At 50.4% G+C, this 17342-nt stretch carries 13 protein-coding genes and 1 pseudogene; 6 read left to right on the top strand and 8 right to left on the bottom strand.

Annotated features, from left to right (window positions below; all coding sequences use genetic code 11):
- Positions 1-44: 44 nt before the first annotated feature.
- Entirely contained in the window at positions 45-974 is a 930-nt protein-coding gene (locus tag P2G85_RS08940) for a histone deacetylase (RefSeq protein ID WP_275863749.1), read from the bottom strand.
- A 192-nt stretch (positions 975-1166) separates the two neighbouring features.
- Between P2G85_RS08940 and P2G85_RS08935 the strand changes: the two genes are divergently transcribed.
- On the top strand, positions 1167-1856 hold the full coding sequence (locus tag P2G85_RS08935; RefSeq protein WP_275863830.1) for an SDR family oxidoreductase: 690 nt from the start codon (positions 1167-1169) through the stop codon (positions 1854-1856).
- Between the two features lie 61 nt (positions 1857-1917).
- Here P2G85_RS08935 and P2G85_RS08930 read toward each other — a convergent pair whose 3' ends face one another.
- Entirely contained in the window at positions 1918-3111 is a 1194-nt protein-coding gene (locus tag P2G85_RS08930; protein WP_275863829.1) for an MFS transporter, read from the bottom strand.
- Positions 3112-3280: 169 nt separating this feature from the next.
- Here P2G85_RS08930 and P2G85_RS08925 point away from each other — a divergent pair, with 169 nt between their 5' ends.
- Positions 3281-4171 carry a LysR family transcriptional regulator gene (locus tag P2G85_RS08925; protein ID WP_275863748.1) on the top strand — a complete coding sequence of 297 codons (891 nt, stop codon included), beginning with the start codon at positions 3281-3283 and terminating at the stop codon, positions 4169-4171.
- 62 nt (positions 4172-4233) lie between these two features.
- Here P2G85_RS08925 and P2G85_RS08920 read toward each other — a convergent pair whose 3' ends face one another.
- The 4 genes and pseudogenes from P2G85_RS08920 to P2G85_RS08905 all read right to left on the bottom strand — a co-directional run bounded on the left by P2G85_RS08920 (position 4234) and on the right by P2G85_RS08905 (position 10884).
- Positions 4234-6189, bottom strand: a complete 1956-nt coding sequence (locus P2G85_RS08920) for a DNA topoisomerase III (protein ID WP_275863747.1) — start codon at positions 6187-6189, stop codon at positions 4234-4236.
- An 82-nt stretch (positions 6190-6271) separates the two neighbouring features.
- Positions 6272-6820, bottom strand: a complete 549-nt coding sequence (locus P2G85_RS08915) for an NAD(P)H nitroreductase (protein WP_275863746.1) — start codon at positions 6818-6820, stop codon at positions 6272-6274.
- Positions 6821-6961: 141 nt separating this feature from the next.
- A pseudogene (gene ltrA, locus P2G85_RS08910) lies at positions 6962-8254 on the bottom strand (group II intron reverse transcriptase/maturase).
- A gap of 617 nt (positions 8255-8871) precedes the next feature.
- Positions 8872-10884: an NADPH-dependent 2,4-dienoyl-CoA reductase gene (locus P2G85_RS08905; protein WP_275863828.1), complete on the bottom strand. Its 2013-nt coding sequence runs from the start codon at positions 10882-10884 to the stop codon at positions 8872-8874.
- Between the two features lie 228 nt (positions 10885-11112).
- Between P2G85_RS08905 and sppA the strand changes: the two genes are divergently transcribed.
- Positions 11113-12963, top strand: coding sequence for a signal peptide peptidase SppA (gene sppA, locus P2G85_RS08900; protein ID WP_275863744.1), 1851 nt, complete (start codon positions 11113-11115; stop codon positions 12961-12963).
- Between the two features lie 113 nt (positions 12964-13076).
- Positions 13077-14090, top strand: a complete 1014-nt coding sequence (gene ansA / locus P2G85_RS08895; protein WP_275863743.1) for an asparaginase — start codon at positions 13077-13079, stop codon at positions 14088-14090.
- Positions 14091-14185: 95 nt separating this feature from the next.
- On the opposite strand, the gene P2G85_RS08890 is transcribed toward ansA, so the two are convergent.
- Positions 14186-14470, bottom strand: a complete 285-nt coding sequence (locus P2G85_RS08890; RefSeq protein ID WP_275863742.1) for a DUF1315 family protein — start codon at positions 14468-14470, stop codon at positions 14186-14188.
- Positions 14471-14570: 100 nt separating this feature from the next.
- Between P2G85_RS08890 and P2G85_RS08885 the strand changes: the two genes are divergently transcribed.
- Positions 14571-15392: a DUF2989 domain-containing protein gene (locus P2G85_RS08885; protein ID WP_275863741.1), complete on the top strand. Its 822-nt coding sequence runs from the start codon at positions 14571-14573 to the stop codon at positions 15390-15392.
- 140 nt (positions 15393-15532) lie between these two features.
- Here the strand turns inward: P2G85_RS08885 and msrB are convergent, their stop codons facing one another.
- A complete protein-coding gene (msrB, locus tag P2G85_RS08880) occupies positions 15533-15943 on the bottom strand; it encodes a peptide-methionine (R)-S-oxide reductase MsrB (RefSeq protein WP_275863740.1) in 411 nt (136 codons plus the stop codon).
- 337 nt (positions 15944-16280) lie between these two features.
- Here msrB and gap point away from each other — a divergent pair, with 337 nt between their 5' ends.
- On the top strand, positions 16281-17276 hold the full coding sequence (gap, locus tag P2G85_RS08875; protein WP_275863739.1) for a type I glyceraldehyde-3-phosphate dehydrogenase: 996 nt from the start codon (positions 16281-16283) through the stop codon (positions 17274-17276).
- Positions 17277-17342: the final 66 nt, after the last annotated feature.

The following is a 17342-nucleotide window of genomic DNA, read 5'->3' as shown; positions in this document are numbered from 1 at the left end:
TGTTTATCGTTTCACTGACGAAAACCATTATCGTCATAATGACCTTACTCCTTGTGGCCAAACACATCGAGGGCAGCAAGAATAAGCTCAAGGTGTATTGGCACCAGATCAGCATGATTGGTGCGATAGCCACCACCGACCACCGCCGCAATCGGGGTGCCCCGCTCTTTCATTAACCGGAGTAAAAACCGGTCACGCTGAGCTATCGCTTCAGTAGAGACGTTGAAATACCCCAGTTCATCCTCCGCGTGGATGTCGACCCCGGCGTCATAAATGACGAAATCCGGTCGATGCAAGTGCATCGCCATCGACACCACTTCACGAAAGGCATCGAGAAAGTCCTCATCACCGGTCCCGCACGGCAGAGGTACATCCAGATCCGAGTCTGGCTTTCTGGCCGGGAAATTTTTTTCACAATGAAACGATAATGTGATGATATCCGGCTCTTCCTGGCACAATGTCGCGGTACCATCCCCGTGATGCACATCACTGTCAATGATCAGCACCTTGTCGATCTGCTCATGCTCCAACGCACGGTGTGCTGCCACCACCAGATCGTTAAACAGACAGAAACCACTGCCGAAATTATGGTGGGCGTGATGGTAACCACCGCTAAGGTGGATCGCGATACCGGACTCAAGCGCTTTTTCCACAGCTAACACCGTACCGGCGGCAGATGTTAATGTCCGCTCAATTAATTTTTCACTCCAGGGAAAGCCAATCCGGCGCATCTTCGCGGCGGGCAAGGTGCCGCTGACCAGCTGCTCAACGTACTCTTGGCAATGAATGGCTTTGAGCACATCAAGGCTCAGTGGCGAGGGCTGAAAGAACTGGATCTGATCACCATCTAACATCTGATCACAGATATGCCGGTTAACCGCCTCATACAGGTACTGGTATTTCATGATCGGGTAACGATGCCCGTCAGGCAATGGCAGCTGTGAATAGATAGGGTGATAGATCAAAGGCAGCATAACGAAACCGTTGGTGGCTCATGCTGGGATAATAGCAAGATTAAACTGGGATTCAATTGCAACGGCTCGGCTGGCGCCAGCGCACACGCATCGCTAACGGGCTGTACTCCCTCAAGTGTTCCGGGATAGCCAGTTGATTTTATTTAAATCCAATCCCACAATGAGGCATCGTATGTTTTGCTGATTCATGGAGTGACTATGGTGGTCTTTATTACCGGTGCCAACCGAGGCATTGGCCTGAGCTTAACCAAACATTACCTCAAACACGGCTATCAGGTACATGCCACTTTCCGGGAGATAAGCCGCGCCGGTGAACTGCAACAACTCGGGGAGCAGTTTGACGCCTTAACCCTGCACCAGGTAGACATCACCGATTATGCTGCTTTTGACGATCTGGCCCGCGAACTTCCGGCGATCGACATTTTGATCAACAATGCGGGTTACTACGGGCCTAAAGGGTACGGGTTTGGCCACACCGACGTCGACCAGTGGCGCAAGGTGTTTGAAATTAATACCATTGCCCCCCTCAAACTGGTTGAAGCGCTGTTTCCGTTGCTTGAGCAAGGCACACTGAAGAAGATCGCCTGCGTCTCTTCCAAAGTCGGCAGCATGACAGAGAACACCTCAGGTGGTGGCTATATCTATCGCTCGTCGAAGGCTGCCCTAAACTCCGTCGTTAAAAGTTTAAGTAACGATTTGACGCCACACGGCTTTACGGTCGCCGCGCTGCATCCGGGCTGGGTAAAAACCGAAATGGGCGGGCCAAATGCACTAATATCTACTGCCGAATCAGCCCGGGGCCTGACAAACGTCATTGACAACCTTACCCCGGAGCAAAGTGGCGGTTTTTATAACTATGATGGCAGCGTGATCCCGTGGTGATCACCGAGCCAGCCTGAGCTCGGGTGGTGTACCAGGCTCGATGAGCGCCGCTGCTTAAACGCTACACGGTTTGAGGCACAGTCTTGCTGCCTTTCACCGCCAATGCCTGATAGACAAGTACCAATACCAGGCAAATCGCCAGCGCGATACGCGAACTCAGCAACACGCCTTGCCACCCCCACTGCTGAAAAGGCGGCTCAAAGAAGAACACCCCGACGCTTGCCCCGGTATAATAAAATAGACTATACAGAGCCTGTGCACTGCCTTTTGCCTTGTTGACGCTACGGCCAACCAAAGCACTTGCCTGGGCATGACAGAAAAAGAACCCCACCGCCATGAGTACCATTCCAACAACCAGCATCGCTAAGTGGCCATTACCAAGCACAAAGCTGGCGAATAACATCACCCCGATACCAATTGCCACTCCGGTAGCTTGCGAGTACTTTTTAGAAAACTTGCCTGCCAGAGAAGAGCTGGTGGTGCCGCCCAGCAGGGTCAGAAACAACAAACTGCGCACATCACTTGGCAGTGCATAAGGTGCCTGCTCCAGCACGATCATTAAATAATTGGACAAGTTAACAAAACAGCCAAACGCCAAACCAATGATCAGGTAGATAACCACCAGTTGAGGCCGTTTAAGGTGCGAGGCAAAGGCCTGTAAACTTGGCATTAACGCAAACCTGGTTGGTTTAAAGCGGCGCTGCTGCGGCAAAATGAGATATACAACCAAGAACAGTACCGCACTGATTGCCGCGATCACGTGACCGGCCGCTTGCCATCCCCCCAGATACTCAGAGCTGATCCCGCCAAGCAGACGGCAGCTGATCCCGCCGATGGTATTGGAAGCGATATAAAAACCCACCGCCGCCGGTAGCCAGCTCTTTCTTAGTTCATCACCCAGCAGCGGAATGGCAACCGCCGGGCACGTCGCCAGAAAGCTCCCCTGAACAAAACGCAAGGCAAGAAACAGCGAGTAATCCTCTACCAGTGGTAACACAAAAGAGATGCAAAGCCCGACGGCGGTTCCGACGATTAAAATCGTACAGCGGCCAACCGCATCAGACCAGCTGGCGTAGACCAATAAACCCAGCCCCATGCCGAATAAAGGCGCTGACATCGCCAGATTAGCGGACATTGAGCTGACACCAAAGCTCTGCTGTAACAACGGCAATAACGGCTGAAGCCAGTAAATATTGGAAAACGTCACAATCGAGCAAAGACAAACAGTCAGCGTCAAGCGGCTGTAATGGGTCATTTTTTTCACTGATACGATACCCTGAGAGATGAATAGGGCTAGGATAAAGAGAGCTTGACAATAAATAAAATATGCTGTTCTTATTAGATCCATAAAAATTATTTATACCCGTAAAAGCAGATATTGACGGCCTGCCGTTAACGCTGGTTTGGCATGGTCAGGGAAAAGCATGGAACTAAAACAGTTATTACATTTTGCAACAGTGGTTGAAACCGGAACCATTTCAGCGGCGGCCCGACGGCTCAATCTGGCTCAGCCCGCCATCAGTACCAGTATCAAAAAGTTAGAGGCGGAACTCAAAACCCAGTTATTCCACCGACGGGATAAAGGCGTCAGCCTGACCGAGGCCGGCCAGCAGTTTCTCCAGCACGCCCGGCAGATCCTGCAACAAACCAATGATGCCAAACTGGCGATGCAGGCGATAGAAGGGCTGGATCAGGGTGAAGTCCAGATTGGCTTGCCCAGCATGATGGGGTCCTACTTCTTTCCGCCGATCCTGATGGCCTTCCGCCACCAGTACCCGGGGCTGTCATTAGATATCATCGATGCGGGGACACGCAGTATTCGCCAGCAGTTGCTCGATGGAGAGCTGGAACTGGGAGTGGTTGCCGATAAAGATCTCGTGCCTGAGCTCAGCAGTGAGGAACTCATCCAGGAAGAAATGGTGGTGTGTATGGCCTCGGATCATCCGCTCGCGGAAAAACCACTGATTGAGTACCGGGACTTTCTCGCCCATGATCTGGTGCTGTTCCAAAAAGGTTACTATTTCCATACCTTAATTGAGAAGATCAGCCGTGAAGAGCAGATGCGCCCGAACGTGGCCTTCAGCAGTAACCTGCTGCCACTGATCAAGTCGGTCATTCGTCAGGGGTTTGCGATTTCACCTATGTGGAAAGTGGCGATTCAGGATAACGATGGCATCGTAACCCGTCCGTTTGCAGAACCATTTTGCATCGACCTAAGCCTGGCATGGCGACGCGACAGTTACCTATCAAGGGCAAATCAGGTCTTTCGCGATTTTGTTCTAGAGCATGTCAAAAGGCAGCAGGGACGCCTGTAGCGTCCCTGCCATTCACCCAGTGTTATCAGTCAGGCCATTAATCAGCACATGGTAAGCGCTTATCACTTAGCCGAGGTACGCTTCCTCGTCGCACCTGCTTTGCTATAACCGCGCTTTTTACGTTTGAATGCCGGTCGTTCTACTTTGGGTAAATCGCGCAGCGATTCCGGTACTGGCCCGGCTTTGACTTCGGCCATCAAACTGTCGATACGCTGTTCAAGAGCCTGCATAAAAGGCTGGTATGCCTGATTACGCTCCGCCATCCCCTGCAACTGGTGTTCCCAGTGCGCGGTCATATCCGGATAGGTCGCGTCCTCAGGCAACGCGTGGATCAAGCCCCGCCCGGCCTGGGAACTGAGGATCGATTTGCCCTTCCGGGTCAGAAGCTGCCTCTTGAACAAGGTATCAAGGATCCCGGCACGTGTCGCTTCAGTGCCTAATCCGTCCGTATCACGGAGAATTTTTTTCAATTCTTTATCTGCCACATAACGGGCGATCCCCGTCATGGCCTGCAATAGTGTCGCTTCAGTGAAATGTTTGGGAGGCTCAGTTTTACGGTCTTTAATTTCACCTTCACGACAGGTCAGCACCGTTCCTTTGGCTAACGGTGGCACCGCGTCAATCCCTTCCTCCGGGCTGTCAGTTTTGCCGATTAAGGCTTTCCAACCCGGAGAGACCAGTTGCCGCCCTTTCGCAACGAAGGTTCCCCCGGCAATGCCGAACATCAGTTTAGCTTCCGCGTACACTGCAGCCGGATAAAACTGCATTAAGTACTGGCGTGCGATAAGTTGATACACTTTCATCTCATTGGCGGAAAGCGCATTAACCTTCGCCTGCTTTGGCGTCGGAATGATCGCGTGGTGAGCATCGACCTTTTGGTCGTTCCACGCCTTCGACTTGAGGGCCAGATCAGCACCCTGCACCGCTCCATTCAGTTCGTTGGCATTATTTGCCACCGCCGCTGTCACCGCGTCCGCCTGCGCCAAATGCTCCATCGGCAGGTAACGACAATCAGAACGCGGATAGGTGATCAACTTGTGCTTTTCATACAGAGCCTGACAGGTATCCAGAACCTGCTGAGCACTCATCCCAAAACGTTTCGCCGCATCAATCTGCAGCGTCGATAACGAGTACGGCAACGGTGGTGCCTGTTTGGTCTGCTTCTGCTCCGATTCCGTCACCGTTGCGGGCTGATTGGCTATCCGGCTGGCTACGTTCTCTACCAGTTTGCGGCTGAGTACCCGACCCTCCTCATCCTGCCACGGCTTACAGGCGTCACTGGGCTTCCAGCGGGCACAAATATCAAACGCGCCCTGGCCATCCTGATACGGGATCAGGGCATGCAGGGTGTAGTAATCTTTCGGCACAAAGTTTTCGATTTCTTCGTCGCGCCTTACCACCAGGCCCAACACCGGAGTTTGCACCCGCCCCACCGATAACACCCCCTGATAACCGGCTTTTTGCCCCAGCAGCGTGTAAGCACGGGACATGTTCATGCCATACAGCCAGTCTGCGCGCGAACGAGCCAGTGCAGAAACGGATAAGGGAATGAAATCGCGATTACTGCGCATATTACCGATCGCCCGCTTGACGGCCGGTAAGTTCAGATCGGAAATCAGCAGCCGCTGAGTCGCGGCTTTTTTCGCTTTGGCCAGCTTACAATAATCCAGCACCTCATCGACCAGTAACTGTCCTTCCCGGTCCGGATCTCCGGCGTGAATCACTTCCGCGGCATCTTTGAGCAACTTACGAATCACCGTCAGCTGTTTGCTGGCGGTTTTCCGTGGCCGCAACTGCCACTGCTGCGGCACAATCGGCAGATCAGCCAGGTTCCACTTCTTATAACGTTCATCATAAGCGTCCGGCTCGACCTGTTCTAATAAATGGCCGATACACCAGGTCACCACATCGCCGTTACCACAACGGATAAAACCTTGTTCTTTCTTTTGAGGGTTAGGTAGTGCCGCCGCAATAGCGCGGCCGAGACTGGGTTTTTCAGCGATAAACAGACGAGACATAAGATTCTGGACATTATTAAAATCAGGGCGACATTATCTAATCTCACCCGGACAAATCAAGAAAAACTGTATATATAGACAGTTATAAGTATTCAACAAACTTGGTGAGATCACGCTCCGGCACTTTCATGGGGCTGCAACCCGGGGTGCCGAGGTAAAGGAAACCAACGATCTGATCTTCACCTTCCAGTCCAAACGCCTGACGCACTTCAGGGTGGAACATCCACTTGCCCGAACGCCAGAAACCCTGGAATCCCTGGGCAACGGCAGCCATCTGCATCGCCTGTATAGCGCAACCGGCAGAAAGGTGTTGCTCTAACGCCGGGACTTTCTCATGCTCTGTGACCTTGGCGATCACAGTGATCACCATTGGCGCGCGAAATGGTGCACTCTTTACTTTTTCGATCACTGAGGCATCGCTGTTTTCCACGTGGGCCGCAGCGGCGAGAATGGCCGAGAGCTTTTTCAAACCATCTCCCTGGGCAATCACAAAACGCCACGGGGTCAATCCGGCGTGATCAGGCGCCCGCAAGCCAGCGCGAATGATGTTTTCCAGCACTTGGCCTTCTGGTGCTGGCGCAGATAGTTTGGCGATAGAACGGCGGTTGAGCAGAAGATCTAAAGCATCCATGAGCTAGTCCTTATTAAACTGAAGACATTATTATTCTGCAGCTAATGTAACATATTCTAAACCATGGAATAACACTCGGTTTGGTGTGGATTCTCGACGCAGAACAATCGAGTAGGAGGAGGCTTCACGGCCTCCGTCCTCTCACACCATCGTACAAGCGTGGGTCGCATACGGCGGTTCCGAATATATTTTCAGTGACTCATATCCATCTATCAATGAGTACATGCCCATCTCCTTGAACCGTTTCGTTGACATGGCCTGATTGAGCTGCGGCGATAAAGCCAGATGCCACCATCCTTTCTCTGACATCGCTAGCTTCCAAGCATTGCGCTCGTTTACGCCTTCTTGGCGTAACCATGTCGCTATACTGTGTCTGCGTTTTCGCTGCTTGAGTCGGTAGCACCGTAAGCGCCGTCTTATCCATTCATCCAAGCGCTGCATCGCGCTTTTCCGTATGGCGAGCTTGAAGTAGTGTTGCCAACCTCTTAGATATTGAGTTAGTTCGACTATTACTGTCTTCAACTCTCGTCCCCGATTCCGCTTCGTTATTTGACGCACTCGCTTCTTCATGTGAGTTTGTGCTGTCTTCGAGATATGGATACTTCCATCTCGTTGGAAGCGATGGCCTAGGTAAGTCCGCTCTATCACTCTTGTTGCCGCACTCTTCTCCCGGTTGACCGTGAGTTTCAGTTTCTGCTCCAAGAACTCCGTTATCGAGGCTTTTACTCGATTTGCGGCTTCCTCACTGCGCACGTAGATTTGGCAGTCGTCTGCATATCGGCAGAACTTATGCCCTCTTCGTTCAAGCTCTTTATCCAGCTCATCTAATACGATATTTGATAGCAGCGGAGATAATGGGCCACCCTGTGGTGTCCCTCGTTGCCTCTGCTCGACTAACCCGTTTCGCATTATGCCAGCCTGTAGGTATGACCTGACCAGCTTCAGTACCCGTTTATCTGTGATGTCTTTCGATAGCCTGTGCATCAGTCTATCGTGATTCACGGTATCAAAGTATTTCGCTAGGTCAACATCGACTACATAACACCGCCCCTCTCTGATGTAGTGACTTGCTGCTGCCAGAGCATGGTGGGCACTACGGTTGGGCCTGAACCCGTAACTGCTGTTGGAGAACTTTGGTTCGTAGATATCTGTCAGGACTGATGTGACGGCCTGTTGGACGATCCTATCAAGTACCGTTGGGATACCTAGCTGCCTCATTCCCCCGCTAGGTTTAGGGATTTCTACACCCAAAACGGGTTAGGGTTGATAGCTACCGTCCAGAAGGCTCTGGCGGAGTGCTTGCCCATTGGAAGACTGCCGAAGCATCGAGATAGTGGCTGTTATGTCGAGTTTATCAACGCCAGCACATCCTTTGTTCTTCTTCACTCTTCTCAGGGCTTGGTTCAGATTCGTTGATGAACAGATCTGCTCCATCAACTGAGTTGAGGTCACCAAGACTCGTCCTCCTGTCTACGCCAAACATGCTTGTCATTCTTCGTGGCCATGAGCGTCACTTGCGGTGTTGCCCATTGGTACGTAGAGATATTGTTCATCTTGCTATGACTCCACATGGTTGAGTGTCTAGTGACTGCTTCTTGATATATTCAGTTCCGGCCTTCCCTTAGGTTGTACTTCCCCAAGGTACTATGCCTTCTGCTGACTTCTTATTAACCATCACACAGCATCACTGCTGCATTAGTCTCGTCCGAGACAGCTAATAAGATCTCCCGAGGTAAGACGTTATTCTTTCCCTTGGTTGTGCCTGATTTACCCGTACACACTTCCCGTCGAGGCATTGGGCTATTCTATATATGGCTAGGTTACCCAAGTTGTACTGGCCTACTATCAGATTTCTGTTCGTCACAACCAAGTTTTGCCGTTTGCTTCCTTCAGATCCCACCTCACGGCGGGCACCCTTGCATAGGCTAACGGTTCTCGCTCGACTGAGCCCGTAGAGGACTTTCACCTCCTAGAACAACGCCATGCTCGGCGCACCATACGAAAAAGCCACGCGAGTTTGCGTGGCTTTGGGAAAAACGATGACAAATGCTTTATAGCTTCAAGGCGAGCTTTACCCCCTGACGGATAGCGCGTACCGCATCCAGCTCACCGGCATGGTCCGCCCCGCCGATCACATGCAGCTTGCCTTCAAGTTCATGCCATTTGTCTTCAAATGGCCTTACTGACTCCTGGCCGGCACAGATCACCACTTTGTCTGCATTCAAAACCTGCGCTTTCCCACCAACATGAATGTGTAAACCCTGCTCGTCGATCTTGTCATAACTGACGCCCCCGATTAAATGTACGCCGCGCTTTTCCAGAGTCCGCTTATGGATCCAGCCGGTGGTTTTACCCGGCCCTTTACCGACCCGGCCTTTGCGGCGCTGGAGTACCCATACTTCTTTGTCGCTGACCGCATCCGGGTAGGGGAAAAGTCCGCCCGGATGCGCCATTTCCTTGTCGATGCCCCACTCATGTAACCAGTCATCCAGACTGTGTCCTGCGGGTTCAGTCAACATGGTTGCCACATCTACTCCAATCCCGCCAGCGCCAACAATCGCCACCCGTTCACCTACCGGAGTTTTGTCGCGGATCAGAGCCTGATAATCGACCACTTTGTCAGCGTTGTCGATGCCTTCAATCTTCACCTGGCGCGGCTCGACCCCGGAGGCCATCACGATCTCATCATACTCGGTCAGCAAATCAAGATTAGCTTCGGTCGACAGATGCAGGTTGACCCCGGTTTCATCTATCCGGTTAGCGAAGTAACGGATCGTTTCGCGAAACTCTTCTTTGCCCGGGATTTGCATCGCCAGACGGAACTGGCCGCCAATCCGGTCATTTTTTTCAAACAAGTCAACCTTATGCCCCCGCTCGGCCAGAGTTGTCGCACACGCCAACCCAGCCGGTCCGGCCCCGACGACAGCAATGTTCTTCTTCTCAAACGCCGGCTCAACCACCAGCTCGGTTTCATAACAGGCCAGTGGATTAACCAGACAGCTGGCGCGCTTGCCCCGGAACACATTATCCAGACAGGCCTGGTTGCAGCCGATACAGGTATTGATCAGATGAGACTTCTCTTCTGCCGCTTTAGCGACAAACTGTGGGTCAGCCAAAAATGGCCGGGCCATCGACACCATATCGGCCTGACCGGAAGCCAGAATCCGCTCAGCGTCCTCTGGGGTATTAATCCGGTTACAGGTGACAATCGGTACCGACACATGGGGTTTAACCTTTTCCGTTACCCAAGTGAAGGCTCCGCGGGGTACCTGAGTTGCAATAGTCGGGATCCGTGCTTCATGCCAGCCGATGCCGGTATTGATAATGGTCACCCCTGCACCTTCCAGCGCTTTAGCCAGCTCGATCACATCCTCAAAAGTGCTGCCCTGTTCAACCAAATCGAGCATCGACAAACGGAAAATAATGATGAACTTGTCGCCCACGGCTTTGCGCACCGCTTTAACGATTTCAACCGGGAAACGCATGCGCTTTTTGTAGCTGCCGCCCCACTCGTCGTAACGCATGTTGGTACGTTTACACAAGAACTGGTTGATCAGGTAACCCTCCGATCCCATCAACTCTACCCCATCGTACCCGGCCAGTTGCGCCAGTCCGGCGCTGTTGGCAAACGCGTCAATGGTTTTCTTTATTTGGCGCAGGCTCATTTCACTGGGGGCAAATTTGGCAATCGGCGCTTTGATACCCGACGCACTCTGGGCAAACGGGTGCATCGCGTAGCGACCGGCGTGCAGAATTTGCAACGCAATTTTACCACCGTGTTTGTGTACCGCTTCGGTAACCACCTGATGCGCCTTGGCATGTTTGGGCTTGCTGAACTCAGCACTCAGTGGATGCAGTCGTCCGCGCAGATTCGGGGAAAACCCGCCGGTCACAATCAGGCCGACGCCGCCTTTAGCCCGCTCTTCATAAAAAGCAGCAAGTTTTTGCAGCCCTTCTTTATGCTCTTCAAGACCAGTGTGCATTGATCCCATCAGCACGCGATTTCGTAGTTGGGTAAAACCCAGATCTAACGGTTTTAACAGGTTCGGGTACATGGCAGACATCACTTAACATCCATTTTTATTATCGTGGTCTGACCACAGTACGCTTGAGAACTCAAAAAATCAAACAGTCGTTTACATATTTGCAACAACGATCAATCTGACCTGATACTATGCCATTTGTTGCCTGAGCATGATAAGCTAAAAAATTGTTATCTTTTGAGATCTTAGAGATATGAAGCCATACTTCGTATGATTGTTAAGGACTGACTATCTCACCATGAGGACAAGATGAAAAAACTCTTCAAATTTATCGGTCTGATATTTAAAGGGATATGGAAAACCATTACCTTTATCAGACTCGCTTTATCTAATTTGATCTTCCTGCTGATGATCGCCATTCTCTACTTTATCTTCACCTATCAGGGGGAGGGCCTGCCGAGCGTCGAAAAAAAATCCGCGCTAGTCGTAAACCTTTCCGGCCCGATCGTCGAACAGCGTCGTTACGTCAACCCAATGGACTCGTTTGCCGGTTCACTACTGGGTAACGAACTACCCAAAGAAAATGTGTTGTTTGACGTAGTAGACACCATCCGCTATGCCAAAGACGACCCTAAAGTCTCTGGTATCGTGTTGGCACTGCGAGACTTGCCAGAAACCAACCTCACCAAACTGCGTTACATTGCCAAAGCGCTGAACGAGTTCAAAGCCTCCGGCAAACCTGTTTATGCGGTTGGAGACTTTTATAATCAGAGCCAGTACTACTTAGCCAGCTACGCCGACAAAATTTATTTGGCCCCGGACGGTGGTGTACTGATCAAAGGCTATAGCTCGTACTCGATGTACTACAAGAGCCTGCTGGAAAAGCTGGACGTCACCACCCACGTATTCCGTGTTGGTACTTACAAGTCAGCGATCGAGCCCTTAGTGCGTGACGATATGTCAACCGAAGCTAAGCAATCCGCGACCCGCTGGGTGACACAGCTCTGGAGTGCCTATGTCGATGATGTCGCCACCAACCGCAGTATTGATGCCAAAGTACTCAACCCGAGTATGGATGAGTTACTGGCACACATGCGCTCCGTTGATGGCGATATTGCGCAGTTAGCGGTAAAACTGGGCTTAGTGGATGAACTGGCTACCCGTCAGACGATCCGTTCGCTATTCGCCAAAGAATTTGGCAGCGATGGCAAAGACAGCTATAACGCGATCAGTTATTACGACTACCTTGCGACAATGCGACCCAATCTCGAACTGGCACAAAATGACATCGCCGTAGTGATGGCGAATGGCGCGATTATGGATGGCCAGCAACCTCGCGGTACTGTCGGTGGTGACACCGTTGCCGGTCTGCTGCGTGAAGCGCGCAACGATGACAAAGTTAAAGCGGTAGTATTGCGCGTCAACAGCCCTGGTGGCAGCGCGTTTGCTTCCGAAGTCATCCGCAATGAAATTGAAGCCCTGAAAGCCGCCAATAAACCGGTAGTGGTATCGATGTCCAGCCTTGCCGCTTCAGGCGGGTACTGGATCTCAATGAGCGCCGATAAGATCATTGCCCAACCAACCACCCTGACCGGTTCTATCGGTATCTTTAGTGTGATCACCACCTTTGAAAAAGGCTTTAATAAACTTGGTATTCACACCGACGGCGTCGGCACTTCACCATTTTCTGGTGAAGGTTTCACTACCGGGCTGTCAAAAGGCACATCAGAGGCATTCCAGCTCGGAATCGAGCATGGCTACAAGCGCTTTATTACCCTGGTAGGACAAAACCGCGACATGTCTCTGGAGGAAGTAGACAAGATAGCACAAGGTCGGGTGTGGACCGGCCAGGATGCGCTACAGTTCGGGCTGGTAGACCAAATGGGCGATTTTGACGACGCGATCAAGTTGGCAGCCCAGCTAGCCGAACTGACCGAATACAATATCTTCTGGGTAGAAGAACCGTTGTCGCCTGCCGAGCAGTTCATCCAGGAATTTATGAACCAGGTAAGAGTGTCTTTAGGTATCGACGCGACCAGCCTGTTGCCGAAAAGCTTACAGCCGGTTGCACAGCAGATCGAACAGGATGCCAACCTGCTGCAGAACTTCAACGACCCACGGGGGCAGTACGCATTTTGCCTCAACTGCCAGGTCCAATAAATTAACCACTGCTCTGACAAGGGGCTTCTCTGTGTGAGATGCCCCTTTTTATTGTCTTGTATTCCGCTATAATCGCCGCCACTGTTCCCCTTCATGAAAGTACAAATAGAACGATGACGAGAAAACACATCTACATCGCCTACACCGGTGGCACCATCGGTATGCAGAAATCCGATCACGGCTATGTTCCGGTAGCAGGTTTTATGGAAAAACAGTTGGCGAGCATGCCCGAGTTCCATCGTCCGGAAATGCCTGACTATACCATCCATGAATATGAGCCATTGATTGACTCGTCAGACATGACCCCTGCCGACTGGCAACAAATCGCCGACGACATCCGTGATAATTACGATAAATACGATGGCTTTGTTATCCTGCACGGCACCGACACCATGGCTTACACGGCATCGGCCCTGTCTTTTATGTTGGAAAACCTCGACAAACCCGTGATTGTCACCGGTTCACAGATCCCGTTAGCTGAACTTCGTTCAGATGGTCAGGCGAACCTGTTGAACGCCCTGCATATTGCGGCCAACTACCCGATCAATGAAGTAACCCTGTTCTTCAATAACCAGCTGATGCGTGGTAACCGCAGTACCAAATCACACGCTGACGGCTTCAATGCGTTTACCTCACCGAATCTGCCCCCGCTGCTGGAAGCCGGGATCAACATCCAAATCAGCAACAATGTCACCGTTGGTGCTCAGCCGGAAGGAGAGTTCAAAGTGCACAACATCACACCGCAACCTATCGGTGTGATCACTATGTACCCCGGCATCTCCCACGAGGTGATCCGCAATACGCTGCTTCAGCCGGTAAATGCCATGATCCTGCTGACCTTTGGTGTCGGCAATGCGCCGCAAAACCCGGAGCTACTGGGACACCTAAAAGAGGCCTCAGAACGTGGCGTGATCGTGGTGAACCTGACTCAGTGTCTGGCGGGCAAAGTCAACATGGGTGGCTATGCAACCGGTTGTGCACTTGCGGATGCCGGCGTGATCAGCGGCTATGATATGACACCAGAAGCGGCACTGGCAAAACTCCATTACCTGCTCAGTCAGAGTCTTTCCTACGAAGAAGTGAAAGAAAAAATGCAACAAGTGCTGCGCGGCGAAATGAGTCTGTAATACCTTCGAGGAAAACCCATTTAGCGGTCGGCCGGTTAAGACAAGAGCCCAATTGGTATCCAGTTGGGCTTTTTGCTACAGGGAAAAAACAAAGATTAAGTGTGGTTCGGGTTCACGCGTACGATATCGTCTTCATCCTGACTAAACTGCTTTTTTAGTTCTTGCTTGGACTTAAAGCTGATTTCGCCACCTGCGGCCACTGTCATATGTTGCGCTTCAGAATTATGTTTTGATTGATACAACATCACAGCTTGCATACACGAATCTCGCTGCTGTTGAGAAAGTGGTGTACCCTCAGGCCATCTACCCGTTTCAGCGGCATAAACCAAACGATCGTAAACTTCCGGGGTGATCGCTTTTAATAACTGTTCTGCGTCCATAGCGTACCTTCTAATTACATTCTGTTTACAGAACATAACGCGCTACCCCACAGAGTCAAGGTCGCAGAAACGAATTGGTGTAACGGATCACAAGCAAATCATGAATTATAAATACGGGCTACTGGCCGCTTTCGTCTCCATCACATTAACCGGCTGTTTTGATAGAAATCTCACTACCGAACAGTTGTGTGAAAAGAACCCCGGACTACGCTGTGACAAATTAAACATTGATGACGGCCAGTGCCGGATTCCACGGACCAACTTAATTTGGCACCGGTTTGAAGTACTACAAGATCCCTCTGAATCAAACCAGGTGATCGAGTACCAGAAAGTGGCAGAGTACCGCAAATGTCTTGAACTGGCTTCTCAAATTACCCCGATTGATCAAAGTGCGCTTAAACGCCAGCGTTTCAATGCCTTAGTACACAGTATCGACGAGTTAGATCGCATCACTAATGAGTTGCAACATTCCAACGACCCTGCCACTTTATACTTCCTCTGGTCCCAGACCGGGGACACTCAGGCACGCCGTCGCTTTTTACAGATGGAGGGCTCAGGCAAACTAAATAGCGCTGAGTTACAGTATGCGTTAGCCACATTTTATGCTAACCGTGATGCTAAAAAAACCTTAACCCTGCTCAATAATGCCCTGGCTCTTACCCAGCCTGGGCAACTGAATCCGGAGATCCTCAAGTCGCTGGCCAGCATTAACCAGAGCTTAGGTAACACAAAATCTGCTTATCTGTGGGCGATGGTCGCACAGCATTTCGATATACCGTTAGCTTCGGAGCGCGATCTAAAGTTACTGTTTAACTTTGCAGAACCAAGCACATATACACAGTTAGAAGAACTGGCACAACAGATAGCCACCGCCGTCGAAAAGGGCACCTACTCCGCCAGTTTAATTCCGGCGGCCTTGTAAACACACGCGCAAAAAGCATCCACACCCAGTACATAAAACGCCCAACTCCAGCGGGCGTTTTATGTTGCAAGTAAGTCTTCACTTACTGTTTATCTCCAAAAAAATGAAAAGATAAAACATTCTCAGCGAACGAATTGCGCTTATTGATCTGATTTGTTGAAAATTAACGACACTGAATTTACACAAAAACGCTCACCTGTCGTCTTTGGTCCATCGTCAAAAACGTGGCCTAAATGGCTGTCACACACCGCACAACGGATTTCAGTGCGTACCATTCCGTGACTCAGATCTTGTAAATAACGAATCGCATCAGCATTTACCGGCGCATCAAAACTTGGCCAGCCACAACCGGAGTCGTACTTGTTTTCCGAGACAAACAGTGGCGAGCCGCAGCAAGTGCAGGTGTATACTCCGGTGTCATGGTTGTGTAACAGCTTACCGCTGTATGGCGGCTCGGTACCTTGCTCCCGGCATACCCGGTACTCTTCAGCCGAAAGCTGCTCACGCCACTGTCTATCGGACTTCACGACACGTTTATCATCTTGTTTCACTGTTATTTATTCCTTTTTATCTTTTTTTGGCTGTGACTTTTTTTGTAAAAAACTTGCGTCTCCCGTCACTTGTAGCACATACTTTCTCACCAGGACATCATATGTAATAAATTTGCTTAGAGTTCTAGGCTCTAAAGTTATATTACGCCAACTGGCTTGTAGATAAACCAGTAAAAAGTTTAAAAAACGAGCATTTGCAAAGGATTGTTAAAAAAAGCGTCGCTTTTTTTTGACTTTAAACAAGTTAAGTCGGATTATCTGTTGCAGATGTTTACTGGATTTTGTAATTTTACTACCAGTTATCTTTAATCAGAAATTAAGTTGTGGAGCAACTATAATGACTATCAAAGTAGGTATTAACGGTTTTGGCCGTATCGGTCGTTTCGTATTCCGTGCTTCTGTTGAGCGCGCAGACATCGAAGTTGTAGGTATTAACGACCTTATCGACGTAGAATACATGGCATACATGCTGAAGTACGACTCAACTCACGGCCGTTTCAACGGTACTGTTGAAGTTGAAGGCGGTAACCTAATCGTTAACGGCAAAACTGTACGTGTAACTGCAGAGCGCAACCCAGCTGACCTTAAATGGGACGAAATCGGTGTTGACGTTGTAGCTGAAGCAACTGGTATCTTCCTAACTGACGAAACTGCTCGTCAGCACATCACTGCAGGTGCTAAGAAAGTTGTTCTAACTGGTCCTTCTAAAGACGCAACTCCAATGTTCGTTATGGGTGTTAACCAAGACACTTACGCTGGTCAAGACATCGTTTCTAACGCTTCTTGTACTACTAACTGTCTAGCGCCTATCGCTAAAGTTCTTAACGACAAGTGGGGCATCGAGTCTGGCCTGATGACTACAGTTCACGCAACTACTGCGACTCAAAAAACTGTAGACGGTCCTTCTGCTAAAGACTGGCGCGGTGGCCGTGGTGCTTCTCAGAACATCATCCCATCTTCAACTGGTGCTGCTAAAGCTGTAGGCGTTGTTCTTCCAGAACTAAACGGCAAACTAACTGGTATGGCTTTCCGCGTACCAACTGCTAACGTTTCTGTAGTTGACCTAACAGTTAACCTTAAAGAAGCTGCTTCTTACGAAGCTATCTGTGCAGCAATGAAAGAAGCTTCTGAAGGCGAAATGGCTGGCGTTCTTGGTTACACTGAAGACGCAGTAGTTTCTCAAGACTTCATCGGCGAAGTAAACACTTCAGTATTCGATGCTAAAGCTGGTGTTGCTCTAACTGACAAATTCGTTAAAGTTGTATCTTGGTACGACAACGAAATCGGTTACTCAAACAAAGTTCTAGACCTAATCGCTCACATCTCTAAGTAATTACTACTTAGTTTAAAAGATTCAGCAATTAGCTAAGCTTGTGTTTGAAACATAAGATTTAAACAA

Origin of the sequence: Vibrio sp. CAU 1672 (assembly GCF_029223195.1) — a bacterium.
Lineage (GTDB): Bacteria > Pseudomonadota > Gammaproteobacteria > Enterobacterales > Vibrionaceae > Vibrio.
The sequence above is the reverse complement of the archived record's forward strand: the minus strand, read 5'-3'. Positions and strand labels throughout refer to the sequence as shown.